Below are 25684 nucleotides of genomic sequence, written 5' to 3'. Positions count from 1 at the left end.
TGCCACCCACAACTCACCCTGAACTTCCGATTTCCGTCGCCCCAACGCCATCGTTTCCTCCTTGATCAACTCCAACTGCTGAAAGATAATTCATCTCCCCCATCAATGCGAGTTTTTCAACGGGCTGATAGCGCTCTGCCGGCCATCACTTGAGTTGTTTGTGATGGTCAGGTTCGCGCGAGGTGTTTTTGATGCGGATGGAATTGCTATTGATGTGCATGCTCATGGAACGAAACATTCATCGCGGCTCGATCCGAATCAAACGAAATTCCCCTGAGACTGACCATCGCAAACAACTCAAGTGACAATCAACAGGTCGCTCAAATTGGAATTGATGTACAGGGTTGGATGCGAGGATTCTGCACTCTCTCGTACCAATTCCAAGGTCTTTGCAGACCGATATTGCGTGAGTTTAATCAGCCAGGATCGCTTTGCCCAGCACACGAATTCGGAATCTCTTCACCAACATCCATTCTTCCATACATCAAATCTTCATCTCCTGTTTGGCGCACTTTGATGTCTGGGCTGGGAACATTGGCTGAAGTCGTGTTCTGGTCGGAGTCGTTGGAATCCTTTCGGTGCGAGAGTGACTGGACGACAAGTCAGTTGGTATTGTCGCAAACCGTGTCAGTTTGGCGGGTGCAGATCATACTGGAGACTCTGCTGAGGACAGAAGATGAAACTGGCGTTCGGACCAAAAGCTCTTGAGTTTGGATTGTGGGAATGGATTGGGCAGGATCTCGCTGATGAACTCGGGCCCGATCATGCGATCGTGTTCAACCAAAAGATCCCTCCATGCGATGCAGTGGTCTTCATCAAATTCAAACCACCGCTTCACATACTCAAGCAGCTCCAACGCTCCATAAAGTTGATTTTCTGTCCGGTCGACATCTATGGAAGCGTGGAAGAGATTGATGCCGACTGGGAATCTTTGCGATAGTTTGCTTGCATCATGAGTCAGGGCAATCGCATGATTCACTGGCTTGAAAGCCTAGCAAAATGCCTTTGAGGTTGTCCAAGTTCCATTCTGCCAACAGGCACTTGCCTTGAATCTTGTCATTGAGTGTCGTGTCCGACTTCAAGATCGAAAAAAATCGTCGCAGAGCTGCGATGATCTCAGGACCATTTCCTTTGCGGATTCGGCTCCCATACTCTGTAAAAGTGACATCGAGTGTGTGGTGGAATGTGTTCTCAACCGACCAGTGATTTCGCACGTGTTTCCCAAGATTGCGGACTTTCGTTGGCAGGCGACTGATGAAAAAGGTGAGCTCTTCACTTTCCATACCATTCAGTCGTGCACGCAAGCGGATAGTGAGTCACTCCGAAACCTCAATTCTCGCCGCACTCAGGACATCCTCAAAATTGGCGTACTGGACTCCGATTCATTCCCTAAAGCTCTCGCGTCCTTCCCCGATAGCTCAATTGGTAGAGCGCCGGAAGGTGAATCCGTAGGTTGAGGTTCAAGTCCTACTCGAGGAAGGGTGACAAGAGCCGGGCGGGAATTACCTCACGAGTGGTGGTGATCACCGAGACCGATGGAATGGATCAGCCGGGCGCTTCCTCGCGAGAAGCGGACAAGGTGACCCAGCTCGAAGCCCGGACCCGAGCGTATGGTTCCCGCAAACGGATCTATCTGGAATGTACGGTCTCGACGCAGGAAGGTAGGACGTGGCAAGAGTACCAGCACGGCACTCGTTCTCAGATCGTATTGCCTTGCCCTCACTGTGAGCACTGGGTCTTGCCCGAACGGGAACAGCTGGTCGGCTGGAAAGATGCGGAATCTCAGACCGCTGCGCGGGATGCCGGGGTCTTTACCTGTCCGGAGTGTGCTGCGGCGTGGAGTGAACAGGAGCGGATCACCGCTAATGCTCAATCACAACTGGTGCATGCTGGTCAGCAGGTCGATGAGCACGGGACCCTGACCGGAGATCCCAAACGAACAGAAACGCTGGGGTTCCGCTGGTCGGCAATTCACAACCTGTTCCTGACGGCGGGTGACATCGCGGCCGATGAATGGCGGGCGTCACGCTCTGCCGAAGAAGAGAACGCCGAACGGGAGATGCGGCAGTTCGTGTGGTGTCTGCCGGTGTTGCCCTCCCGCTGGGCTGAGACTGCCTTGCAGGCCGAAGAGATCACCCGTCGACTCGGACGCTGGCCACGCGGAGTGCTGCCGAGTGAGACCACACAACTCACCGCAGCGATCGACCTCGGCAAACATCTCTGTCACTGGGTGGTCGTCGCCTGGCAGCCGCAGGCGACCGGTCACATCGTCGACTACGGACGAATTGAAGTCGCTTCCAATGATCTGGGAGTCGAAAAAGCCCTCACGGTGGCGCTGCGAGAGTTCGCGGAGATGTGTGTCTCCGGCTGGAGACTCGCGGTGGATGATGCTGATCCGACATCACTCGGTGAAACGATCATCCCAGGAGTGGTGCTAATCGACGCCGGTTATATGATCGATGTGGTGTACGGGTTCTGTCATACGGTACAGGGGTTCTATCCCTCGGTCGGACGCGGAGCGTCGCAGCAGCGACAGCAATGGTACAACCGACCCACGTCCACCGGTTCGATCGTCAAGCACATCGGCGAAGGGTTCCATGTGAACTGGATCCGGGCGACGCATCAGTACCTGTTCGAGATCAACGCCGACCACTGGAAAACCTGGGTGCATCAGCGGTTGACGACTCCGCTCAACGAACCGGGCGCGATGACACTGTTCCAGGCCCCTCCCCATGAACACCTTTCGCTGGGCAAACACCTGACGGCGGAACGCCAGACCGAAGAGTTTGTGAACGGCAAAGGGGTCGTCACCCGCTGGGAACGGACTCGTCGCAACAACCACTGGCTCGATGCGCTGTACAACGCCTGCACCGCCGGTCACTACGCCGGAGCCCGACTGCTGGGCGACCAGTGTGCTCCGATCAAACGGACCCGTACGCTGAAACAGATCGCCGAAGAAAAACAGGAGACCCGCCACTGGTTCGACGACCAACGCTGGAACGAAATGATGAACAGGACACTGAGACGGTGATTGGCCGATCAAGTTGAATTTTAATCGGGATAGCAAAGGGCTGGTCAATGACCGCCCAGAAACAATAGCCGCCACATCGAGCCGCTCTGCGGACTAGAAATCGGTTGGCATGTTCCGTCTCAGGGACCAGTAGTTTCAGTCCTGAAGAATCGACGATGCCGACAAATGCTGCTTTCATTTACTCGGTGTACCATCCGGTATGGTCGCTCAGCTGCGAAATACTTCTTGATCCGAATTTTGATTTTTTCATCGAATTGGGTTCCTGCAACCGATCATTTGCGGCTTCTCAAGATGTGTCCGAGCAATCTCATGAGCGAAACAAATCATGAACATCAAAACTCTGAAATCTGCGTTCATTGACGTTCTGGTTCTGGTCTCGTTGTTGAGTTTGTATTGAACGGCATGAACTGATCAACGCCCTTCAACATCTGGAGAGTCCCATGACATCCAAGCTGCACGCGATTGAGCGAATCACACCAAGCGGATTTGACCCTCACCTGGAACGAGTCGAACGGTTTGATGATCAGGGGCAGATGATTGCCCCGGTGTCGTTTCGGCAGTGTGCTGCAGCGCCACAGCCTGTCGTAACGACTCGGCCAGTTTCCTTCTTTCCGAGTCTTGTGTCGGCGGTCACTGTGGCCAGTTTTGGACTTGGCTTGACGCTCGGGCTGCTGTGGTGAGCGCACACGTGTCAACATGAGGCGGGCCGCCCGCAGGTTCACGTGGACCTGCGGGTTATTTTCCACAAGACGGCCAAGCTGAAATTTTGAACGCGAGCGCCACGCTGCGCGTGTCACGGAGTGAGCGAAAAAGAAAGAGGGAAAAGGGTCACAGGTTAAGAGGAAAAAGGGATACGAGTCCTGGAGAGGCGGAACCCGTCGACGTTGTACCGGTTCTCGGCTACGTACCTGTACCGACTGGAGCAACGGCAGACCCTGGCGACGTCGATCCAAGAACCGCCGCGAAGAGAACGATCGTCGCTTACGTTTGTCTCCTTCGTGGGTTGATCGCGATCAGCAATCACTGCCACAAACACGCTGCAGCACCACTCCCACACGTTTCCGCTCATCTGCCACAGGCCGAAACCATTCGCCGCATAGCGAGTATCGCGAACTACGGTGGTTCGCTCTAACAGTTCGCAATAAATTTCCTCGCCATTCCACTGCTCTTGCCCGTTGAAGTTGACTGCGGACGTCGTAAACCCCATATGATAGGGAGGAACTCCAATCACATAATCTGGATGTTTCCGACGATCAATGCCCCCCCAAGCAGCTCCTTCCCATTCCACTTCGACTCGGGAGTCGGTAGTCCTCACCAACCCACAACGCAAAACAGAATGCATCATGCCAGTTCATATGCGTCATCGGTCGGTCGCCGTCTGTCCTAAGCACCTCTTCATTCATCAATTCAGGCTCTTCGTCCTCTTTGTCATTCACGCGATGCTGACCAAACAGCCGATACTGATCCCACGTCACACAGCAGCTCGCCATGTGGAATGCCGGAACACGCACCAGCTGCCATGGGTTCTCATACTTATTGCGAGAGAGATTCTTTAAGAGATAAGTATCGCTATACTTATCCTCCGGCGAAACCCCCAACATGAATGTGAGATGTTCTGTACTGCGGTATTCACACGCACGCGTCTCTTCATCGTCAGCATCCCGAAACTCGTCCGGTTTCGTCGCGTCTGAGCAGAGAGAATACGCCGAGTGTTCGGGTTTCAATCGTGTGACCCAGGAATTCAATGTGACATTGTCACGCAGCGCTTTCAGTGAGTTGAGTTCCAGTTGCATTTTATGACGCTCTGCTGTGAGATGTTCTGCTTCAAAATCATCCGAGGGGGGAAGTTGTTTGAGGCGCTGAGTCAGTTCGCGTCCACGTTCATCACGAGCCAGTTGGACATAGGAAAGCAAATCATCAACAAGCAGCAATTGGGCAGCCTGCAATGCCCGCTCACTTGGAGCTCCCGTCTCATTTCGTTCCAACAGAATCAGCCGAAACTGCTGCCGGTAGAAGTGCAACACGTTGTCATGGATCGAGCGATATCGAGGACGCTGCTCCTGGCTCCGCGCGAGAATCTGCCACACCCCAAACATAAATTCCGTCGGTCGAGTTGAGTTCGCTTTCGGTGCGAACAACGCGGCGAACGAAGCTGTCAGTTGGGAATTCTCGATCAGCGACGCCCCGCGATCGTCACTTGCTTCCAGAAGCTCAGCGGCAAAGCGGAAGGCCCATTCCCAGTTAGCGTCAGCGGAATTCTCAATCAGACCAGTGTCGCCTTCGGTCAAGACTTCGCCAGTCGTTTCCGCGACCCAGTCCGGCTGCGAATTCTTCGCCAGATGCAGTCCGGCATAAAATTCCATCATCCCTTTATGTTTGAAGCCGAAGAAGTCGTTCGATTTCTCTTCGACGATGAGAAAGTCGGTCAGCCCGGCGATTTCCTGGACGCCGGACCACAGCCTGGACCATTGTCTGAGAACATCGGGAGTTGAAATCCGCCTTTTGGCGTCCGGTTCCAACGTTCTGACCTGATGATGCCGCACGACATAGGTTTGGGCGTCCATCACCATCATCTGATAGGCGGCCGCCGCCAGGATTTCCTGGAACAGCGGCTGATGCTGTTCGCCGAATTCCGCGCTTCTGGGCAAGTTTCTCACAAACAGATCTTCGGTTGCCTGAAGATACAGATCGGCGCGATTCCGGAATTTGGGGAACGATCCGGAATCACGCGCCAGTCTCCGGACGAAGAAGAGCACCGTCGGTACGCACAGGAGTTCCTGGATGTCATCATAAACTCCAGGAAACACTGCGCGCAAACAGTCATCAGCAGTTTCCGTGTCTTCTTGCTCTTCATCCTCGCCGATTTGCCCGACGAACTCGGCCCGTGTGTTGAAATTCAAAAACCGGGACTCCCATTCGTCTTGGAATTCAGTTGGCACCTCGGTCAGATTCTCGACCAGGTCCCGCAGATAACACAGCTGTTGAAACGGAGTGAAGCCGTTGATGCGGGCAAAGTTCCAGGTCTCTGGATCAAACAGTTCCTCGGGATGACGAAGTTCCTCAATTTTTTTGGCTCGGCTGGTCACGACTATGCGATACCGTGGCGAGCGTTTCATTTCGTTCGCCAGTTCGGAAAAGGCTTCTCGTTGCCGATCTCCGGAATCACCTGCCAATTGATCGAAGGCGTCAAGAATGAACACGATGCGATCATTCTGCAGCGCATAGTCGACGACTTCCAGAGCGCGGTCGATCGAGGTCGAAAGCGATTCAGCCAACAGCTGTGCAAGATGGGGGCGATAGGTTGCGAAACCTGAATGCAGCGAATCCTGTTTCTCGGGCCAGGCGCGATCACCCCGTTCCCAACGGACACCCAGCAGTGGTTCGCCGTCCCCCATCGCGTCCCAGCCCTCCTGCGTGCTGAGCCACCTGAGCAGGGCTCGGCTGAAGACCGATTTCCCGGTCCCGGCATCTTCGGTGATCACGACGCGTCGCGATTTGAGAGGATGAGGCTTCCCTTCGCCATCTTCCGAGTCGACCGCAAAGAGTCGGGCAAACTTCTCTGACTCCATTGCGTACGGAGATGTCAACGGGACAAAGTGATCCTCGACATCCCGCTGTTCCGAGGAATCAAGCAACTGTTCTTTACGATTCCTCGGCCGCGAGAACCAGGGAGAAATGTAGTGCTGTAGTCTAGAATCGTTCTTCGTCAGAGTGTCCCACTCTTCGACCTGCTTCTTGCAATACGCAGCTAACAATTTCTCCTTCCGCTCATCGCCGGTCATGTCAAAGATGATGTCGGCGAGCGTCTTCAACGGAAGTGGATTTGAATCGACCTTACTCGCTTGGGACATCTTTTCGATCCTTTCCACCGACTGTGCGGATCTTGATTCCCAAACTCTGCTCGACGCGGGGCATCCACTCTTCCGGCTTCTGGCTTTCGCTCTTTTGGGTGTGATGCAGATAAACTCGATTCAACTCGCGTTCGATGGACTCGCCATTGTCCGAACCACCATTGTCCGAAACACGATTTTGAAATGCTTCGCTGCGGAGTTTGGCTTCAATACTTCCGGAGCCTACCGGACCCAATGTCACGTCTTCCAGTTTGAGTTCTATACTGACGTCATTTTTAAGCGTTTCCAAGTCATTGTCGTCTTTGAGATTTACCGTGAACGACGCAGAAGCTCTGCGGTCAAGCCGATGCTTCGTTGCGGTCGCGCAAGCAGCGACAGTAACCAACCCGCCAGCGGAATCTCCTGACAGCCCGAGAATGCCGCATTGACCCGGTTGCAGAGCAATTCGGAGCGAAATATTCATGTCCGCATTCCTTAAATCTGAGCGGCAGATCCTCGTCGCGATTCGCAGACTATTCAGCATGTCTTTATCCAAAACAGTCAGGCCCAGAGCAATCGGATCGAGATAGGCCGATGGCCAACCCTCGGGACGGGCAGAGGTTGTTACCGGTGCGGTTTGGCCTTTGTATTCGTTCCCGTTTTTCTGGGCAGCAAGCATTTGAACTGTGTTTTCCGGCAACTCGTCAACTTGAGTCGGGTCATCGTCACCGAGCAAATAGGAGAGCAGACGCCGAACCAGCAGCCAATTGGACTGCGTCCACCATTCTGGTAGCGAATCTTGGTTCTTGGATTTCGAGAACTCATCGAGAATCGCCGTCGCGCGATCAGGATTCGGCTTTGCCGTTGCACTCCCCACGATGCTCGAAACCTTGGGGGTATAGAGATCCCATGCTTGGTGGTAGTGGCAAAAACATCGCCGGAGCAATTCTGCGACCTCAATTTCTGCATCCGTGTCAATTGGGTCGGCGAGTTTGGTCGCTAGTTGGAAGTTGGATTGCTTCCCTTGCAGATAGTGCGCAGCCAAGGCGCCATTAAATAGGCCGATGCTCGCATCGACAAATTGATCGATGGCGGGATTGTTATCGAAACATTGACTGAATGAAGGACTGTCTCCTTTCAACCTCTGTCGAAACCTGACTCGATCGTGACACTGGAGAAGTGCGTTACTGACGCACTTTATCGGCTTCTTTTCACCTGATGATCTTTCACCCTCTTTAGTCTCTTCTTCCATAGATCCCGCGCGCTGCCGCAAAAAAGTGAAGAAGGTGGGCGTTTCACAAAACCAATGCGTCTTGAAGCCCCGCGTATACCCGTGTCCTTCTGGATCTGGTTGCCAGAAATTCAGTGCCTCGTGAATCTGATCCTGTGAAATTATGGTTTCCTTGGGTGTCATTGTGGCCTCTTCAAGAGCGGGTGATGCGGTCGTTTTGGGTCATCGCGGATAGATCATACTGGTTCCAATCGGACGTGACAGCGTCTCAACACTGCCGGAGTCAATGACAAAGGAAGTTCTTGGCATCCTCGAAGACTGGCTGTCCATGGATCTCGACGCATTGCGACATCCGTTTCAAAAAGGCTTCTCGGATTACCCTGCGGCCAACCTTGGTCACCCGTGGGTTGCAGCACGATTTGGAGGTGTAATGTGTGATGTTGGGGAAAATAAGGGAGTTGAACAAGTTCAACGGTACAACTCACTTGCGTGCAGCAAACATGCGCCCGCATATTGTCCCGGTAGTAGCTGGCAGAAAAGCGATTTTGACTCTTCATTGTCGTCCGAGCCCTGGCTGTGAATGTTGTCGTCATAGATTCTGAAAAGTTCATGACGGTTCGAAACAGAAACTGATTTCTGAATTTTTTTGTGAACTTTGAATAATTTGGTTTCCTTCTTTGCTGAACGAAGACTTCTATTTCTTATTGCCGATTGTCGGCGCAAAGACTCGCTCTAAATGAAAGCAATGGATATGAATGGAAAACCAGTCAATGAACGTGACATCGCCCGGTATTTTTCCGGGGAAATCGACGATCCCGCTGAAGCCGAGCGGGTTTTCCAATTGATTCAAAGAAGCCCTCGCCTTCAAAAAATTGCCGATCTTATGGCGAGTTCGGCCGAATTGGACGAGCCAAGCACATGGGAGCCAATTCACCGTGACCCCACGAACACCAGGCTTGGCTCAATGTCAAACACTGAAGGATTGCAACGAATGTTGGACGAGGAACCGTGCCGGACATTTGTCGAATACGAAAGGAACGGAGGACGACAGGCATTCGAACTATCGATCACCCCAATACAGGGCCGACTTCAACTTGAGGCGGACTGGCCCAGCGGACTCAGGCCGATTGGCATCCTATTAGCGCAGTTTGAACTAGACCAAGCGAGTGTCGCGTTTTCCGAGGAAATCGAGTTGCCTGAGGAATCAGTCCAGGCTGCTCAACCAAATCGAGATGCCGATGTTGGGTTGGCAGAGCGGTTCACGGCCGTTCTTGAATCTGCCCAAGGTCCAAAAACTCTCGGAGACGACACTCACTTTTTTGCAGAACGGGTCGGACTTAACCTCATCGTCAAAGGAGAACTTGCGGATGGCTGCGATGAAGAGGTCGTGATGACCGAACTCGATTACGTTAGCATCGCCAACAAAAGAGCCAAAACGTATTGTCCGGTCGCGCTCAAATGGAACTCATCACTGAACAGGGGCTACAAAGAAGTACAGGATTATCCCTGGCCAAAGGATGCACGCGATAATTCAGTACAAATCACGGTGCGTTCGCTGACCAAAAACGATCTTCCGAGTCTCCCAGGAAGCATGGTTTCCACACTCCTGTCAGCCGAAAGGAAGTTCGTTCCAGTTCCAATCCGCCCTGATCCTTCCGGGGCATTTTCTGCGAGATTCTGTTTCTCCTCGCAGCGTGATTTCGCAAGTGATCCTGAAACGACATGGCTCATGCAGATGGCGGAAGAAGGAGGTGCCGCATGACTCGCGATCGAAACAGCGGACCGAGTAATAACGAAGTCCTCTACGAACTTCTGCAAGACTTGTATCGAGATTTCACAGACGCCTTGTTTCAAGATTTTTGCGATATGGTGTATTCGACGTTCGAGCATCAATTGTATTGGCTCGCTTGGTCTTGGACGAAAGACAAGCACCTTGCTGAGGATGCACTACACATCGGGTTAAAAAAATTCTTTGACACAATTCGGAACGGCAAACTGAAGGATCCCAGTAAACCATTCAATTTCCTGAAGAAAATTGTCAAACATGAGACACACAAGAATCACAGGCTGCGTAATAAGCTTTCCACACAATCGCTTTCGATGAAAGACGATGACGCAAAAGAATGGGACGCGGAGGATCCCCGTTCAATCACACCGGATGAAGAAGCTGCAATTGACGAGATAGAGAAACACGTATGTGCTGCCATCGAGCGACTACCTGAAAACCTGCGAGCAGTGATCAGACTTCGTTTTTTCGAAGGACTGCTTTTGGAAGAAATTGCCAACAAACTTGGAGCCTCCGTAACAACAATCAAAGTACGGATCAAAAGAGCAATAAGCAAATTGCAGTGGGACTTGTCCGAAAAAGGCCACGCCCCAGAGAGATAGCGTTCCGTACTCATCCACAACCACCCTCGTCGACATCCCACCGGCGGGGGTGTTTTTCTTTGCTGATCACTGTTCCTCATCTCTTCGTTCACAGCCTTCTATAGAACAGTCAAGCAGCTGTTGTCGCTGCTGTTCAGAAACTCTTACTGGAGGCATCATCATGTCTACTTCTACGCAACAGGCGACGTTCACGCCGACACCACGGAGGATCGCTCCAACCGCGACGGAACCGATTGAGTCCGGGGAGCTGGCCGAAGAGCTTAATCGGCTCGAAGCGACGGAGCGGGCGGAGTTGGATCGGCAGCGTCAAGAGGAACTTGCGCGACAGCGGGCGTTGGCTCGATTGGACTGATCCAGGGGAGCACCGCCAGTCTTTCCGGGCTGGCGGTGTTTTTGAATTTAAGGGGCGTTGGAATGTCGGCATCAAGTGTCATGGAAATGGAGCAAACGCACGAGGTGATCATTCCTCGTGCAACTTGGGAAACAGCCCTGCGTCGATTACTGGTTTCACCAGGCCGTTGGGCAACGGGTCGAATCAGAACGCACAAAACTGCGGATTCCATGGAGTGGCTCGTCGATCAACTTGAATTGGCTGAAGAATTTCCAGATGGTCGAACGAGGTTATCACGAGCCAATTGGATTGTGGTCGGGATGCTCACCGACGATGAGCGTTCCCCGGAGGAGATTCTCAACAGGATGCTTCTGCAGGCGACTCAGCAAGTTGTTGTCCTGTTGTTTCATCAGACGGAACGTGGACGCTGGAGCGGAATCGTCCACCGAAACGGAACGCTCTTCCCAATGGATGGCGTGCGGGTCATTGGCTCGGGGATGTTGCATTTACAGCGAAATCCAGTTGCGATTCCTGACGTTCCAGATGATGGACGCTGGAGCCGCACGATTGGGGGACTCGCTCCATCATTGTGGCAGAGAACTCGTTCGGCTCATGTCCTGCTGATCGGGTGCGGTCGCAACGGGACCATGGCAGCCTGGCAATTGGCTGGACTGGGAGTTCACCGGCTCACGTTGGTTGATCCCGACAAGTTAGCGATTGAAAACATCGAAGCGATGCCGGGTCTGGAATTCAATGATATTGGAAAACCGAAAACCGCCATTCTCGGCCAACAACTTCTGAAACAGAATCCAGACCTGATGCTGCGCTGTTTCGCTTATCCCGTCAGCGACATCCTCGACCGACTGAAAGCCCGTTACGATCTGATCGTCACATGCGTCGATGATGATGTTCCCCGCCTTGGCGCTTCGTGGCTGGCCCGTGAATTATTGATCCCTCACATTGATGTCGGATCGTCAGTGCAACGCTCAGAGACTGGAGAAACGACATTGGCTGGCGACGTGCGGATGCTGCTGCCTCATGAAGGGTGCATTCAGTGTGTCGGGGGTCTGGCCGATCGAGAACAGACGATGTACGAGTTCGCTGCTCCGCCCGGCAGCTTGCATCGCGGCGTTCCAGTCGAATGGAATCAGCAGCGCGCCGGTTCTCTGGTGCATCTGAATTCGATGACCGTTGGCATTGGGGTGGAACTCTGGCTCAGATTGTTACGTGGAGAAATTGGTTCCTACTGGCAGCGATTGACGGTGCGATCAAGAGCGGAATTTGAACTCACAGGAGCCGCTGTTGGCGCAGGTGAACAGTGTGAATTTTGCCGTGATGTTCAAGTCGTCGAGTGATCACCAAGAAAAGCAGGCGAGGACGTTCGACTGTTCGGTCAGGCGACTGACAGCTACCAGCCCCCGCCAGCTTCTCTTCTTTTGGCTGTCGGTGATCTCGACAACACCGGAGCAGCGACCTTGGACTGCACGGGGCTCGCTTCCGTGATTCTTGAACCACGAAATTCCGGCCGGCGGTTTCCCGCTTGAGCAGTGCTGGAGAGGCGGAACCCGTTGTTGTTGTTCCGGTTCTCGGCTTCGTTCCTGTTCCGATTGGAGCAACGGCAGTTCCTGGCGTTGTTGTTCCAAGAACCGCCGCGAAGAGAACGATTATTCGGCTGCCGTCCGAGGAGCAAGGATATCACTCAGCAGGTTCTCGGCATAACGTGATCCAGTCGTCATCGATGAGTGTCCCAACCAAGCCTGAATTCGTTGTCTGAATTCTTGACACGAAAGATCACCTTGTTCGAAGGCGTGCTGGTAACGGCGCAGGCGGCGACGCACTTTGCGAACATGATCCTGTGTCAGCTGAATCCGATTCGGCCAGACTCGGAAGCCGAGAAAACGGATGCCATCGCAGGTGCGGATGATGACTCGCTTTGTTGGATGCAGCCACAACCTGAGAGTGATCAAGAATTGCTCGATTGCCATTCGCCAGTGGGCGAGTCGCGGCTTGTCGTTAGACAATAGCACAAAGTCGTCGACATAGCGGAGATATGCCTTGCAGCGCAGCTCTTCTTTCACGAAATGGTCCAGTGCATCGAGATAAACATTGCCGAAAAACTGGCTCGTTTGATTCCCAATTGGGATGCCACGGCGACGCTCCAGTGAAGTCAGCAGGTCATCTCCTGGGAACATCCCCGGCACGTCCGCTTGCCGGTTGGAATGGTCGATGATCAAGCCTGCGAGATTCAAGACTTGCGGATCTTTGATTTTCCGGGCCAGTCGCTGTCTGAGAATCTGATGATCGACGCTGGGAAAGAACCTGCGGACATCGCATTTCAAGACGTAAGCGTTCTGGCTGGCGAACTGCTGATAGCGCCGGATCGCGGCGTGAGTTCCTTTCCCTTTGCGGCTGGCGTAGCTGTCATGAATGAAGGTCCGCTCGAAAATCGGTTCAATCACGTTGCATAGCGCATGATGCATCACGCGATCACGGAACGGGGCCGCGCTGATCATCCGCACTTTCGTGTCATAGAGCATGAATGTGCGATAGGCCCCCGGTCGATACGTCCCTTCGATCAACTGCTGTTGCAGCTTCACGAGTTCGAATTCTCGGCAATATTCGAAGCGTTCGACCGCGCGTTGCCCTCGCTTGCCGCGCCGTGCTTTGCGATAGGCGGAGTAAAGATTGCCGATATCGACCAGGTTTTCCCAGAGATGACCGAACCGTTTCACGATTTCCCTTTCGTTTCCAGCGACTTTCTCCAGCCGCCCAGTTGCGTTCCAACGTTCACCAACTTCTCTGATGCAAATCCGTAGCCTTTGGTGGGAAGCGCCTTCAAATCGCGAGCGATGCGCAGCAAGTAGAAAATTACGTCGATCTCCGTATTTGCCTCCTCAAGTAGCGCGATTCGATCTTTGGCATAACGTGCTCGGATCAATAATTCCAGCACGGTCAGCACTCTTGTCTCAATTCGTTCTCCCAAAGTGAATCGGATGTCGCGCGGGAATTTGCCGATTTTTGGGATCAGCCAAACGGTTAATTCGTACCAGGCGCGGATGATTGGCAGGTCTTCGTCAGGTTTCATCTTAGATTTTTAACGCGAGCGCCCCGCTGCGCGGGTCACGGAATTAGGGTAAAGGAAAAAAGGGCAAAGGACCAAACTGTCAAATGGCTCAGGGCGAACGGGTCCTGGAGAGGCGGAACCCGTAGTAGACGTCCCGGTCCTCGGCATCGATCCTGAGCCGATTGGAGCAACGGCAGTACCTGGCGCTGAAGTACCAAGAACCGCCGCGAAGAGAACGATCGTCGCTTACGTTTGTCTCCTTGGTCGGTTGATCGCGCTGAGCGATCGCTGTCTGAAGCTTTTCCTGAAAGACGCTGCGGCACCATTCCCACACGTTGCCACTCATCTGCCATAAACCGAACCCGTTGGCTTGATTCTCGGGATGACGGACAGGCACTGTCTTCTCGCGATACACTGATTTCGGGCCAGACATCGGATAATTTCCGTCATAGTTGACATGCTGCGAAGTGAAATCATCCGTGAAGGGGGCAACCCCGATCACATAGTTCCAATGTTGCTCTCGATCGATCCCTCCCCACGCTGCTCCTTCCCATTCCACTTCGCTCGGGAGCCGATACTCTTCTCCGATCCACAACGCAAAGCTGAACGCATCGTGCCAGCTGACATCCGTCATCGGGCGGTCGTCATCCGGCAGGGGAACACCCGGGTCGACATGGTCCGGTTGACCGGAAGCCTTACGGTGTCGATCAAACAGCCGATACTGACCCCACGTCACACAACCCGTCCCCATATAAAACGAATCGATCGCCACTCGCTGCCACGGCGTTTCTCTGTCTTTGTTGGCATGTGCATCGCCATGGATTCCATTCTCCGGATCATGCAGAGCGGCGCCCATCAGGAACGTCAAGTGCTCACGACTGGAGTATTCCCGCTCATCAGCTCCCTTTCTCCATTTGTCCGGCTTGCTCGCGTCCGAACAAAGGGCATATGCCGGATCTTCCGGAACGAGGCTTCCTACCCAATCGTTCAGAGCGGATTCCTCTTCCAAAGCTTGCAGGCGCTCTAGTTGTCGGCGGAGACGTTGCCGACGTTCTCGAACCGAACGATCCTCGAAATCTGCGAATTTGGGTAATCCGTCCCATTCTGGCTTGGACAGCTTCCATTGTGCGTCCCGACCTTGGGCCAACAGCTTTGGCACGTCGTCTTCCAGGATCAACTCAGCCGCTAGTTTCGCCCGCGTATTCGGTTGACCATCCTGTTCTTCGACGAGAATGCGAGCAAACTGATTTCGGTATTCAGAAAGAACGGCATCCTTAATCTTCTTAAGCGATTCCTCCCGCTCCAACATCTGCCAGGCCAGGAACATCGGTTTCGCCGGTCGGGGATGAGCTTCTGGAACCGAGAACAATCCGTGCAAACTGCACTCGTAGACCTCTGGATCGTGAAGCGAGTTCCCGGAGGAGTCAGTTGTCACTGGCATTTCGATCGCGAATTCCCACGACTCATCCCATTTCTCACTGCCAATTTCAGGTGCCAGCGCGAGGATCGCCTCATCATCGGCATACCGCGCCAGATACAGGCCGACAAAGAATTCCATCGTCTTCTGAGACGGAAACGACAGCTCGACCTGATTGATCCGCCGCAGCACGGCATTCCCCTTCGTCAGCGAATCCCGCAGCATCGCTTGATACTTCTCCCAAACCTCTGCATCAACCCCGCAACGACCAGCCGCTGCTGTATGGATCTTGCCGATGTCTTGATCGCTGCGTGTGAAATAGGTGCCAGTTCGTAGAAGCATTTCAAAGGCCAGACACGCCGCCGCCCGCATCAGCTTGGAGACATCCTCCGGCGGGCGCTTTTTGATCTGGCTTTCGCCCTCCGTTCCCTTCGAAGGATCACGATGCAGATTCCGCGAGGCGGTTTCCCAGCGCAGATCCCCCGCCGTGCGAAAGGTTCGCATCGGAGTTCTGGACGTAAGCGAATCTTCAATAATCACCCGCAGTGATCGCAGGTTATTCGGCAACGAGAGGATGTCGTCGTGGGCGTTGTTGGAGTCTGGTCCGAACTGTGTGGCGGCCTGCCACATCTCTCGCACCCGTGCTCCTTGCCCAGTAACTTGTTGTTCACGCAGGTCGGCAAATTTCTGGAGATACTCAGCCTGGTGGTCTTCGTCGAATTCCTGCAAGTGAAAGTGCCGCCAGGCAGTGCGATTGAAGCCATCGGGCCAGGCTTGAACCGCATTCGGTCGGCTGGTGACGATCACCCGCAACGATTCCCCCGCTTCATTCGCTTCACGATACTGGCTGGCAAGCGTCTTGAGCACCCCAGCGGTCTTGCCATCAACCTGATCGAGCGCATCAAAGATCACCACAATCCGACGTCGTTCCAACAACCACGCGACGACTTCCGCCGCAGTAAAACCAGATTGCGGGAAGGACTTGATCCGAGCGACGCTCGCTACGAGATCCTGTCGCAGGTCATCTGGCCAATCATTTTCGTAGCGCATGACAAAGTACGGTTCGTCACCTTCACTGAGCGCCGCGCACAGTTGCCAGGAAAGGACAGTCTTCCCACCACCAGCTCGTTCGGAGATCAGGATCCAATCCTCCTGACCGGTGAAGTTCTCTTCGAGGAACTCACCAAGCCCCTGCTGGAGTTCTCGAAACTCCGACCGGGCGACTTCTCGTTCCTCGCTTCCTTCGTCTTCAGGCTCAACATCTTGCGGGCGCAGTTCTACTGAAAGGCGCGGTTCGACATGCGTCTCCAGCATGTGCCCTTCGCTTGATGTCCCATTCAACATGTCGATCCAACGATCCCGGTTGAATTTTGCGTGGTCGGCGATGATCTTCTCGATCCGCTCGTCGCCAGTCATATCGTGAATGATCTCGGCCAGCGTCCTCAGCGGCCCGCGTGTGAATGGCATGCAAGAATTTCCAACGCTCTTGAATTTAGATCGACAAAGGGCTGTTCATCATACCGTTCACGGGCTTCGCTCCAAGAGACACGCCCTGAGTTCAGTTTGCCTCAAAGCTGTCAGAGTGTGAATTTCTGAAGCAAGCTGCCGCCGCGAGCGAAATCGAATTTCAACTCAATTCAACAATTCTGCAGAAAATCGTTCCTCAATCCTGCCTTTCCGGTCTTTTAGGAAGTGTACGGAACGCGCAGAAATGCGACCTGTTTCATCGCCGGAGAGTTGAGATGCCGCACGATTTCGATGTCCTCGAAAAAGGGAGTTTGACCTCCGACGACTCGCTCTTTGATGAAAGCGAGTTGGACGACGAGAGTTTCGATTTGCAGCGAATAGCACGTGTGGTCGGACTAATGGTGATCATTCTGCTCGTCGCCTGGTGGTGCCGGCAAGGACCAGTGTCAACGTCCACGGATGCGGTCATCCAATTGGCAGGACCACGAGTCGGACAACTGCAACCGGGAGCTTCCGTCGTTCTCGACGGCCTGAAGGTCGGGGAGGTCAAATCACTAAGGATTGAACAAGCCCACGCCGTCGCCGATTTGGCGATCGATCAGAGCGTGTTGGAACAACTTCCCGAAAACACGAAGTATCGCGTCTGCTCGCTCAACGAGCTGACGCCCGGAAACATCGGAGTCGTCATTTTCGTTCCAGACATGGAATCGAATGCTGTGACCTCGACGAGTACTGCATGGCCTTCAACGGATGGTTCGAGTAGAACGGTTCCCTCTGAGAGTCGCGAAATAAGAATCGCTGAAGAGATGCTGATTCCAGCCTCCGCGCCGATCGGCTTGTATGTCTCCGTGGGAGTGATTGCATTGTTGGCCGCGATCTGCCTGGGGATCAGTTTGAAGATTTCTTTCACCAATTGGAGACGGTTGATCTTCGGCTTAGGGACTTTGATTTACCTCTTCGCCAGCTTTCTTGGCGGAAAACCATTCCTGCTCGATGAGCTACACGCCTTGTTCAAATAGGCGGTCAGCAGAACCCGTTTGAGAGCAGCAAGCCAATTGATCATGGGCTCAGCGCCCAAGTGACGCGCCGAGTTCGGTGGATGACATCTCATTTCGACACCTTCCATTTTCCGAGGAGATCTGATCGTGACCAAGCACATCCGCAACTCTTTGCTGTGGCTTTTTTTTGCAGGCTTCGCACTCACGGCCTGCCGGCACTCATTCGCTGAGGGTGATGGTCGAGAGGTCCCTCGAACTTTCTTTATCGTTGTTGACGTCTCCGGATCGATGAGTCATCCCTTTCGAGCGCCTGTCCAACCGGTGCTGACAAATGCCACAAAGTTGCATGATGTGAAGCGACGACTCGCCATGCTCGCGGCTCACCTTCCCCTTCAAACACGCGTCATTGTGACGACGTTCGATACGCAGGCTTGGCAGATCTGTGATTTGAGAATTGAAGACGAGTCCGATCGAGTTCAATTGAAAAATAAACTCGCTGAGATCAAGACTTGGAACGGATCAACTTACCTGTGGAGAAACGTCGACGCACAACTGGCCCACGCCAAACAGATCTGTGAAGAGAACCCTAATGATCGCGTGCGCGTTCTTCTGTACACCGATGGTGAGGATATGGAACGTCGACCGGGTCTCGACCACAACTTCATTATCCAGAAGTATGGGGACTCGCTGCAATCGGTCGTTGAACTCGACTGGGTGACGATCGGCTATGACCTGGAAGCGAAAGTGAAAGCATCGCTCCAAGAATCTGGTGTCCACTTCACTCGGGCCGACAAACCTGAAGAAATCGTCCCGCTGCGGAGCGGATTCATCCTCTCTACGACGAACCTGAAGGTGGGAGAAACTTTGGAATTCTCCGATGACAGCGTCGGATTGGAGATCGTGAAACGACAAGTCGACTGGGGTGATTCCTCACCGAAAGAACAAGGACTGCGGCTGAGCCATAAATATACCGTTCCCGGGACGTATGACGTCGAGTACGTGATCACCAGCAAGAATGGGAAAACGAGCACTTCACGGCAGCAGATCCTTGTCACCAATCCCTCTTCCCCGGTGGCCAAGATTCGTCCGCTCAGTCCCGATGCGAAGCTCCTTCCAGGTCAGGAACTGGAGTTCGAAGATGTCAGCCACGGCAATTGTGCGCAGCGTCGTTGGGAGTACGGCCATGACCAGACGTCATCGAAACAGGTCCTGCGTGCCAAGTTCGACCAGCCTGGCGAACATCTGGTGAAGTTGATCGTCGCAGATGAATACGGACAGACTTCACAAGCCGAAACGTCCGTAGTGATTCGACGCCCCGCCCCCCCACAAGCCGCTATCCAGGCGCCAACCGAACCTATTATCGCGGGAGAACTGGTGGAATTGATCGATGCAAGTCACGGAGATGTCCTGAATCGCGAATGGACCTATGGCAACGGGCAAACTTCCACGGAGCCGATTCTCTCGGTCAGCTTCAATCGACCTGGGCGTCAAGACGTTGTTTTGGCAGTGACCGATCGATTCGGACAGACCACTCAGGACGCGGTCACTCTGAAGATTCAACTGCCACCACCGCCGGTCGCAAGGATCAGGGTCGAGAAGAAGCAGATTCTGGTCAATGAACCGCTGACTCTTGAGGACGCGAGCCAGGGAGAGATTCAGAGCCGAGAATGGTCGTTTGGTGATGACGAGAAGTCGACGCTGAAGCAGTCGACCGTGAACTTCTCCAAGCCTGGAGAGCAAGTGATTGTCCTGGTCGTCGCCGACGAATATGGGCAAACTTCGCGGGCAACCGAGACCATTCAAGTCCGACTCCCAGAACCGCCGGTGGCACGCATCGCGACCGTGAAAGACGCGATCACATTAGGGGAAACGGTCACCTTCGCCGATGTGAGCCGAGGAGACATCGCGAAACGCGAGTGGAATTTTGGTTCCGGCCAGTCGTCAAACGAGGAATCGCTTTCGCTGATGCCGGATCAACCGGGTGACGTGTCTGTGAAGCTACTGGTCACCGATTCTTACGGACAAACTGTTGAAGCGGAGCAAGTGATTGCCGTCAAGCTCCCTCCCAAGCCGATTGCTAGCATCATCATCCCTCAAAAACGTCAATGGCAGATTGGTGACGAATTGACATTACTCAGCGATTCCAGTGCATCTGCTGACCGCTTTCAATGGATCGTCGATGGTGCCGACCCTCTCACAACTGAGCACGCGAACGTGGTCGTAGAACGAAGCGGAGAATTGACCATCACACTCACGGTTTGGGACCGTTTCGATCAAGCAACCACGGCTACCGAAACTCTGCAGGTGCAAGGTCATGCTCCTCCGCAAGCTGGATTTACGATCGGAACCGCGCACGCTTTCTTGGGTGATACGGTCCGGATCACCAGTACTGCTACCGGCATGTTCGATTCGGTCACTTTCAAGGTAAGTAGCCTCGCGACTCCGATCGAAATCAGCCCCGCTGCTAAGACGCCTTGCTTCGACTACGCGGCGGACCAGTTAGGAACCATTCAGTTCGAGCAGATCGTCGTTGGTCCGGGAGGGACCGACCAACTCACTCGTGAGTTAAAGGTGGATTCCCGGGTCATTCAGCCGATCGCGAAGATTTCATTCGCGAAACCTTCCAGGCGAGGTCCGCAGGAAGTTCACTTTGAGAATCGGTCGACCGGCAGTGTGGTCCGAACAGACTATGACTTTGGTGATGGCAGCCCGGTTGTTTCCGTGACGGGTGCCGCGAAGGCGACGCATCGCTTTGCACCGGGAAACTGGCCGATGAAGGTCACAGCGTTTGGTCCCGATGACACAACTCCCAGTGTTTGGGAAACAACGATTGACATCACGGAGCCAATCGCCGCCTGGATTTGGAATCTCGCTTGGCAAATTCCTCTGGCGATTCTGTTTTGTGGAATCTGTTGGTATCTCGTCGACCGCGACCAGCAGCGTCGTTTGCTCCAAGCGCATTCACAGCTCGACGGATCGCTCACCGTCCACCCCCGTGGGCAAGTTCGCCAGCTTCGGCGATTTCACTTCGAAGGCAAAAGCGACCGTGAAGAAATCGAACTCGACGATCAGACTCGCGTCCTTGTCGACTCGATCATGGATCACGCAACCGGAGAAATCAAATACCGGCTTGAAGTCAGCAATGATGGTAAACCGCATCAGTCCGCCGTCATTGATTCCGGCGAGCAAGTGGACCTTTCCGGGTTCACGCTTCGTTATTCGGAATAAATGCACACCCAGCGTCCCGAACGCCCATCTTCCGCTTGTTGAAAGGAGGTGCCACCACAACGTAGCGCACTCAATCGAAATTCCATTCTATCACAACGATTTTCAATTCACTTTAGTCTACCAACAACCAAGGAAATGCCATGAACCTCACAATTCAAACTCCCAATGGTCAACCAAGCAAATCAAATTCAAACATTCAAACTGTTGAATTGAGCGATCTGCAGGCTCTCGATGCCATGCACTCACACGGCGAACCTGAAGTCGAAGAGCAGTCCGACGCTCGCCCCAGATCGGTCGAACCGGCGATCTTGATCGGTCTGGGTGGATTGGGATCTCAAACGATCAGCCGTGTCAAGCGGTTGTTGCAGGACCAGGGAAGCGATCATTTGATCGAGTTCATGGCCATCGACACTGATCGTGCGGCTCAGGCAGGCGCGGAGCATGGGACTCCCTTTGCTGACTCAGAATTCGTCGGGTTGTCCGCCAGTCGCAATGGATTGGTATTGGAGAACCCTCAAGCACATCAAAAATTGATCGAACGTCTGGGCTTCGATGATCCACGCATGCTTGCACATTTGGAAGCACTCCATGCCGACGGAATCGAGCAAGCAGGACAATGCCGCAGTTATGGAGCTCTCTCGCTCTCTGCCAACCGTTCACTCGTCGAATCAGCATTGAAGAGTGCTCTCTCGCGGATCAATGGTGTCCACCACCGCTTTCGTCGTCAGCTCAGTTCCGGAAACCGAGTTCACTATCGACAGAAAGTGACCGCCTACCTCGCCTTTTCCAGCGCAGGTGGGACGGGATCGTCAATGCCGATCGAAGTTGCCGCAATGTTGCGGAGCTTGGCGAACAGCCTGAATTTACGAATTGTCGCCGTGATGTTGTTACCAAGTGCGGTCGACGATGTGCTGCAAGGAAAACCGGAGCAAGAGACTCGTGTCTACGCCAACTCCTACGGCACGATGCTCGAAATCGATGCCATCCAATCTGGATTCGGAACCCGACATCAACTGACCTTCGGGATCAATGATGCCGACTCAATTCGGTTGCCGGCCGGTTTGTTCAACCAGGTCTTCGTCGCCTCACGGAATTTGGCCGACGGACGCGACTTGCAGAGCGGCCAGGCGGTGATTGAGAATGTCGCCCTGCACCTGACCGCCGAGGTGGGCACTGAGCTTGGCGATTCTATCGATGGAGACGATGACAACAACGCGACTCTGCGGGGTCAAATCGTCGATCCTGATTCCGGAAAATCACGCGGGATCAGTACGTTGAACGCGTGTGCTCTCGCATTGCCTGTCAGCCGCTTGGCGCGATCTTCAACCGCCCAGTGGCAGCATCAGTTTCTGAAACAGCGTGTCCTGGGACAGCCGACGGACAAAGGGACGGTCACAGCGCTGGCTCAAGGATGGCTCAGCTGCCCATTAGGAGAAGAAGACGTTTCCCTGATTCCAGAAGACCTTTCGGCCGGGTTGGGAAACCACGCGGGAGCACTGCGTGGAACCGAACTGACGCGGAATCTTTATCGCAGCAATCGCGGCAGCCGACCAGTCTATTGGCGGAATGGAAAGTTCCTCGGCATGCTGCAACGAAGCGACCAACAGTTTCGCAACAAGCTGTTGCCGGACTTTCACAGCAGACTCGCGACGATCGTGACATCCCTGCAAGGCGATCTGCGAATCGCTTTGGAAAAGCGAGTTCAGGCGATTGCCAGCGAGCATGGATGGCGGACGGCACAGGCGTTTGTTTCCCATCTACGTGATGAACTGCTGGCGGCCAAGACGCAACTCGAACAGGAAATGAGAGTCTCGCAGCATCAGGGCAATCAGCTGCGTGAATCGGTCAAGCAATCCCTGCGGCCACTTGGTGGTTGGTGGAAGAAGGCTTTTTGTCGACGAAAAGTCCAGGAGAAAGTGATTCGATTGCAGCAGGATGCCATGCAGTCGACGATCGACAACCAATGTCAGGGAGCGGCGCTCAAGGTCTTCACGTCTCTCCTCGAAACCTTGGAGCAACACTTCACGAACGCCAAGTCAATTCTCACCGCTGCGGAGCTTCGCATGCGGCGCGTCGTCGAAGAGTACAAGCAGAACCGACCCGGGCAGACCGGTTCGACGGACTCACTTGCGGAAATCGACGTGACGAGCAAGAAAGTTGATCTCGAATTGTTCGAGAAGCATCGACCGTCGATGGAATCCGTCCTGAAGCGGATTTCGAGAGAACAACAGATGAGCCAGGGAAAACTGGTCCGCAAGATCGTGCTGGACGACTCGGCATTTGACTCGTTTCAGCAGCTCATTGCGAAGTATTTTGATCGGCAATACCGTCAACTATCGATCGTCGATGTGGTCGGTGCCCAGTTGGCTGACCCGACCGAGAGGGCAGTCATCGAGGCCAAAATGCGACAGGCCCGCGATGCCTGCCAGCCGATGTGGGGCGCCGCTGAACCGGGACGGCTCGGCATGCAGTTTTCCGATGCACTCATCGTCGGCATCCCCACCGCCGAAAACCCTGCCCATCGCGATCGCGTCAGCCAAACTCTGTCCGCGATTGCCGAAGGACACGCCAACGCCGATCCCCGCTACCACGGTAGCACCAGTCACGAGATCAGCGGTGACAAGACCCGCATCTTTGTCGTCCGACGGGTTCATGGGGCCTGCTTTCATTACCTGCCAGAAGTCGAGAAATGCCGCCAGGCGTATGACCGCTGGTATCAGGAAGGAGGGCATTCGGTGCATGTCTTCAATCAGCAGACCATCGCGCAAATGGGCTCGCTGTTCCCGGCGAAAACGGCAGACCACGCCGAAGTCGCGTTTGCATTAGGAATCGCCTTCAGCTGGATCGCTGTCCGAGGACCGCACTGGTATTGGAATCTGCAAAAGATCGAATCGGACTCTCCGCACTTCGTTTGCCCCCTGGTCAGCGATTGGGACAGCCTGGCGATCCAGAATCGTCGACTGCAGCCCAGTCCCACGCTGCAATCCTTGATCGATTCCGGACGGATCGCCTACCACGCGAGTGATGAAATCAGGTCCGTCACGAAACTGGGAGAAAATCTGGCGTCTGGACAGTTCGCATTCGTAAAGGACTGTGACATGGTCGCTGCGATCCATGCTCTCTTCGGCGAGTTGCGGGCGGTCTCCAGCGATCAGTTGGTGGCAGATGAACTCCAATCTTTCATGGAGACTCTGACCAATCGCATCAGCCGTTCCCAGCGAAGTCCGGAATCACTGAAACGATTGCTGGAATGCCTTTCGCAACAGGTCGGCAAACTCAGAACTGTCTGAGACTCGCTCCAGAGCATGAGTCGTCAAAGCGGTTCCGGTCCGAGTGATCGGAACCGCTTTCTTGATGATGACGGACAGCTGCCTCGCACGATTGTTGGTGATCAGAACTGCAGTGAAACGAATCGCCGACTTTTGCGAATGTGAGCGGGACATGTCAGTTTTGCGTCCCGGTCCCTCGCCGATTGCCATTGCAGATTCGCTTGGAGAATCGCGGCGGAATGTAGTGCGGCAGGAAATCCTCATTGTCGGGACCTTTGACTTGAGTCTCCCCCTCCTCGACAGCAGCACAGCAATTGAGGTAAACAACACTTTTTCCTTGTGATCATCACCCGTCATGTCGTAGATGAAGTCAGCCAGCGTTCTTGATGGTCGCGAAAATGTTGCAGTCATTGATTGCGTGACTACAGTTTTGATCGATCTAAGCACTTTGTGTTTGGCTATCGAATTAATCGAATTTTGAAATATCATTCCCAAAGCACGGAAAGAGAAATTGTCACATGTCGGGTGGAAAGCGATCCCTGGAGAGGCGAATGCCAGTTGAATGACTCCAGAGTTCAGAACAATCCCGGCAAGAACATCGACAGAACCAAGCAATGCAGTCCCAAGACCCACCCCGTGCCGAATTCCATTTTCGATCGAAGAAATCAGCAGATGCTGATTCAGAGCTGAAGTATCTGGTTTCGCAAACAGTCGCACTAAAAAGATCGGGCTGCCAAACTGAATCACACCATTCCCACACGTTCCCGCTCATTTGCCACAATCCAAAGCCATTCACCGAAAATCCCGCAAAGCGAACCGGAACAGCATACCCGCGATAAAGGCCAGCTTTCATCGGGATCGATTCGTCCATTGTAAGACCGTCATCATGATTCACTTGGTCGGCTGTGCACTCCGATGTGAACGGAGACACGCCGATAACGAAATCAGGATGAGCATTCCGATCGATCCCGCCCCAAGCTGCACCCTCCCATTCAACCTCGCTTGGCAAGCGATAGCCCTCGCCGAGCCACAATGCGAAACAATATGCATCGAATTCGGTGGCACCGCCGATCGGACGTTGATCAACCGGTTCATCCCACCCACTGGGAGGTTGCCTATCTTCTCGTTCAATGAAATCAGCGGCATATTCATAATGCTGATCGAATAGTCGATACTGGGCTCGCGTTACGCAACAAGTCGAAATGAAGAACGCTGCGACACGAACCAAATGCCAAGGCTTCTCCATTTCGTGGGCGAATCCCGCTTCTGGCGGCGATCCCATCATAAACGTCAAGAGATCTACCAGCCCGTTGAAAAACTCGCATTGATGGGGGAGATGAATTATCTTTCAGCAGTTGGAGTTGATCAAGGAGGAAACGATGGCGTTGGGGCGACGGAAATCGGAAGTTCAGGGTGAGTTGTGGGTGGCA

Annotated in this window: 18 protein-coding genes; 11 read left to right on the top strand and 7 right to left on the bottom strand. The window is 53.9% G+C overall.

The genetic code is table 11. The features are described from left to right. The first annotated feature begins 676 nt into the window (after nucleotides 1-676). The 3 genes from KOR42_RS22985 (at nucleotide 677) to KOR42_RS22970 (ending at nucleotide 3711) form a co-directional block, all read left to right on the top strand. Entirely contained in the window at nucleotides 677-940 is a 264-nt protein-coding gene (locus KOR42_RS22985) for a hypothetical protein (RefSeq protein ID WP_146512182.1), read from the top strand. Between the two features lie 573 nt (nucleotides 941-1513). Then, a complete protein-coding gene (locus tag KOR42_RS22975; protein WP_261342069.1) occupies nucleotides 1514-3031 on the top strand; it encodes a phage terminase large subunit family protein in 1518 nt (505 codons plus the stop codon). Nucleotides 3032-3471: 440 nt separating this feature from the next. Continuing rightward, complete coding sequence (locus KOR42_RS22970) at nucleotides 3472-3711, top strand: hypothetical protein (protein ID WP_146512180.1); 240 nt, start codon at nucleotides 3472-3474, stop codon at nucleotides 3709-3711. 155 nt (nucleotides 3712-3866) lie between these two features. Here KOR42_RS22970 and KOR42_RS27970 read toward each other — a convergent pair whose 3' ends face one another. Genes KOR42_RS27970 through KOR42_RS22955 form a run of 3 tightly spaced genes read right to left on the bottom strand, consistent with a single transcriptional unit; the run spans nucleotide 3867 to nucleotide 8002 of the window. Then, nucleotides 3867-4373 (bottom strand): formylglycine-generating enzyme family protein, encoded by a 507-nt coding sequence (locus tag KOR42_RS27970; protein WP_390620919.1) that lies wholly within the window; start codon nucleotides 4371-4373, stop codon nucleotides 3867-3869. After that, a complete protein-coding gene (locus KOR42_RS22960) occupies nucleotides 4285-6882 on the bottom strand; it encodes an NACHT domain-containing protein (RefSeq protein ID WP_146512178.1) in 2598 nt (865 codons plus the stop codon). The genes KOR42_RS27970 and KOR42_RS22960 overlap by 89 nt, the downstream gene beginning before the upstream one ends. After that, nucleotides 6866-8002, bottom strand: coding sequence for a hypothetical protein (locus KOR42_RS22955; protein ID WP_146512177.1), 1137 nt, complete (start codon nucleotides 8000-8002; stop codon nucleotides 6866-6868). The genes KOR42_RS22960 and KOR42_RS22955 overlap by 17 nt, the downstream gene beginning before the upstream one ends. A 376-nt stretch (nucleotides 8003-8378) precedes the next feature. Between KOR42_RS22955 and KOR42_RS22950 the strand changes: the two genes are divergently transcribed. The 5 genes from KOR42_RS22950 to KOR42_RS22930 all read left to right on the top strand — a co-directional run bounded on the left by KOR42_RS22950 (nucleotide 8379) and on the right by KOR42_RS22930 (nucleotide 12166). Then, on the top strand, nucleotides 8379-8672 hold the full coding sequence (locus KOR42_RS22950; protein WP_146512176.1) for a hypothetical protein: 294 nt from the start codon (nucleotides 8379-8381) through the stop codon (nucleotides 8670-8672). A gap of 411 nt (nucleotides 8673-9083) precedes the next feature. Further along, entirely contained in the window at nucleotides 9084-9854 is a 771-nt protein-coding gene (locus tag KOR42_RS22945; RefSeq protein ID WP_146512175.1) for a hypothetical protein, read from the top strand. Continuing rightward, on the top strand, nucleotides 9851-10480 hold the full coding sequence (locus tag KOR42_RS22940) for an RNA polymerase sigma factor (RefSeq protein ID WP_197441489.1): 630 nt from the start codon (nucleotides 9851-9853) through the stop codon (nucleotides 10478-10480). Before KOR42_RS22945 ends, KOR42_RS22940 begins: the two co-directional genes overlap by 4 nt. Nucleotides 10481-10640: 160 nt before the next feature. Then, nucleotides 10641-10832, top strand: coding sequence for a hypothetical protein (locus KOR42_RS22935; protein WP_146512173.1), 192 nt, complete (start codon nucleotides 10641-10643; stop codon nucleotides 10830-10832). A 62-nt stretch (nucleotides 10833-10894) separates the two neighbouring features. Then, nucleotides 10895-12166, top strand: coding sequence for a ThiF family adenylyltransferase (locus KOR42_RS22930; RefSeq protein ID WP_146512172.1), 1272 nt, complete (start codon nucleotides 10895-10897; stop codon nucleotides 12164-12166). A 309-nt stretch (nucleotides 12167-12475) separates the two neighbouring features. On the opposite strand, the gene KOR42_RS22920 is transcribed toward KOR42_RS22930, so the two are convergent. From KOR42_RS22920 to KOR42_RS22910, 3 genes are all read right to left on the bottom strand, one after another. Beyond that, nucleotides 12476-13543, bottom strand: a complete 1068-nt coding sequence (locus KOR42_RS22920) for a reverse transcriptase/maturase family protein (protein WP_146512170.1) — start codon at nucleotides 13541-13543, stop codon at nucleotides 12476-12478. Next, nucleotides 13540-13896: a diversity-generating retroelement protein Avd gene (gene avd / locus KOR42_RS22915; protein WP_146512169.1), complete on the bottom strand. Its 357-nt coding sequence runs from the start codon at nucleotides 13894-13896 to the stop codon at nucleotides 13540-13542. The genes KOR42_RS22920 and avd overlap by 4 nt, the downstream gene beginning before the upstream one ends. Nucleotides 13897-13984: 88 nt before the next feature. Then, nucleotides 13985-16759: an SUMF1/EgtB/PvdO family nonheme iron enzyme gene (locus KOR42_RS22910; protein ID WP_146512168.1), complete on the bottom strand. Its 2775-nt coding sequence runs from the start codon at nucleotides 16757-16759 to the stop codon at nucleotides 13985-13987. 275 nt (nucleotides 16760-17034) lie between these two features. Between KOR42_RS22910 and KOR42_RS22905 the strand changes: the two genes are divergently transcribed. From KOR42_RS22905 to KOR42_RS22895, 3 genes are all read left to right on the top strand, one after another. Next, a complete protein-coding gene (locus KOR42_RS22905) occupies nucleotides 17035-17778 on the top strand; it encodes an MlaD family protein (RefSeq protein WP_146512167.1) in 744 nt (247 codons plus the stop codon). Between the two features lie 126 nt (nucleotides 17779-17904). After that, a complete protein-coding gene (locus KOR42_RS22900) occupies nucleotides 17905-20985 on the top strand; it encodes a PKD domain-containing protein (protein WP_197441488.1) in 3081 nt (1026 codons plus the stop codon). A 140-nt stretch (nucleotides 20986-21125) separates the two neighbouring features. Next, nucleotides 21126-24275, top strand: a complete 3150-nt coding sequence (locus KOR42_RS22895) for a tubulin-like doman-containing protein (protein WP_146512165.1) — start codon at nucleotides 21126-21128, stop codon at nucleotides 24273-24275. Between the two features lie 493 nt (nucleotides 24276-24768). On the opposite strand, the gene KOR42_RS27965 is transcribed toward KOR42_RS22895, so the two are convergent. Next, nucleotides 24769-25536 carry a formylglycine-generating enzyme family protein gene (locus KOR42_RS27965; RefSeq protein WP_197441487.1) on the bottom strand — a complete coding sequence of 256 codons (768 nt, stop codon included), beginning with the start codon at nucleotides 25534-25536 and terminating at the stop codon, nucleotides 24769-24771. Nucleotides 25537-25684: the final 148 nt, after the last annotated feature.

Origin of the sequence: Thalassoglobus neptunius (assembly GCF_007859735.1) — a bacterium.
Taxonomy (GTDB): domain Bacteria; phylum Planctomycetota; class Planctomycetia; order Planctomycetales; family Planctomycetaceae; genus Thalassoglobus; species Thalassoglobus neptunius.
Note: the sequence above shows the minus strand (reverse complement) of the source record. Positions and strands in the feature narration are given on the sequence as shown.

What these genes read in the sequence shown, in the direction of transcription:
- KOR42_RS22940 (WP_197441489.1), top strand. Translation starts at nt 9,851, where the DNA reads ATGACTCGCGATCGAAACAGCGGACCGAGTAATAACGAAGTCCTCTAC.
- KOR42_RS22945 (WP_146512175.1), top strand. Translation starts at nt 9,084, where the DNA reads ATGTTGGACGAGGAACCGTGCCGGACATTTGTCGAATACGAAAGGAAC.
- KOR42_RS27965 (WP_197441487.1), bottom strand. Translation starts at nt 25,536, where the DNA reads ATGGGATCGCCGCCAGAAGCGGGATTCGCCCACGAAATGGAGAAGCCT.
- KOR42_RS22935 (WP_146512173.1), top strand. Translation starts at nt 10,641, where the DNA reads ATGTCTACTTCTACGCAACAGGCGACGTTCACGCCGACACCACGGAGG.
- avd (WP_146512169.1), bottom strand. Translation starts at nt 13,896, where the DNA reads ATGAAACCTGACGAAGACCTGCCAATCATCCGCGCCTGGTACGAATTA.
- KOR42_RS22930 (WP_146512172.1), top strand. Translation starts at nt 10,895, where the DNA reads ATGTCGGCATCAAGTGTCATGGAAATGGAGCAAACGCACGAGGTGATC.
- KOR42_RS22970 (WP_146512180.1), top strand. Translation starts at nt 3,472, where the DNA reads ATGACATCCAAGCTGCACGCGATTGAGCGAATCACACCAAGCGGATTT.
- KOR42_RS22960 (WP_146512178.1), bottom strand. Translation starts at nt 6,882, where the DNA reads ATGTCCCAAGCGAGTAAGGTCGATTCAAATCCACTTCCGTTGAAGACG.
- KOR42_RS27970 (WP_390620919.1), bottom strand. Translation starts at nt 4,373, where the DNA reads ATGCATTCTGTTTTGCGTTGTGGGTTGGTGAGGACTACCGACTCCCGA.
- KOR42_RS22985 (WP_146512182.1), top strand. Translation starts at nt 677, where the DNA reads ATGAAACTGGCGTTCGGACCAAAAGCTCTTGAGTTTGGATTGTGGGAA.
- KOR42_RS22905 (WP_146512167.1), top strand. Translation starts at nt 17,035, where the DNA reads ATGCCGCACGATTTCGATGTCCTCGAAAAAGGGAGTTTGACCTCCGAC.
- KOR42_RS22895 (WP_146512165.1), top strand. Translation starts at nt 21,126, where the DNA reads ATGAACCTCACAATTCAAACTCCCAATGGTCAACCAAGCAAATCAAAT.
- KOR42_RS22910 (WP_146512168.1), bottom strand. Translation starts at nt 16,759, where the DNA reads ATGCCATTCACACGCGGGCCGCTGAGGACGCTGGCCGAGATCATTCAC.
- KOR42_RS22950 (WP_146512176.1), top strand. Translation starts at nt 8,379, where the DNA reads ATGACAAAGGAAGTTCTTGGCATCCTCGAAGACTGGCTGTCCATGGAT.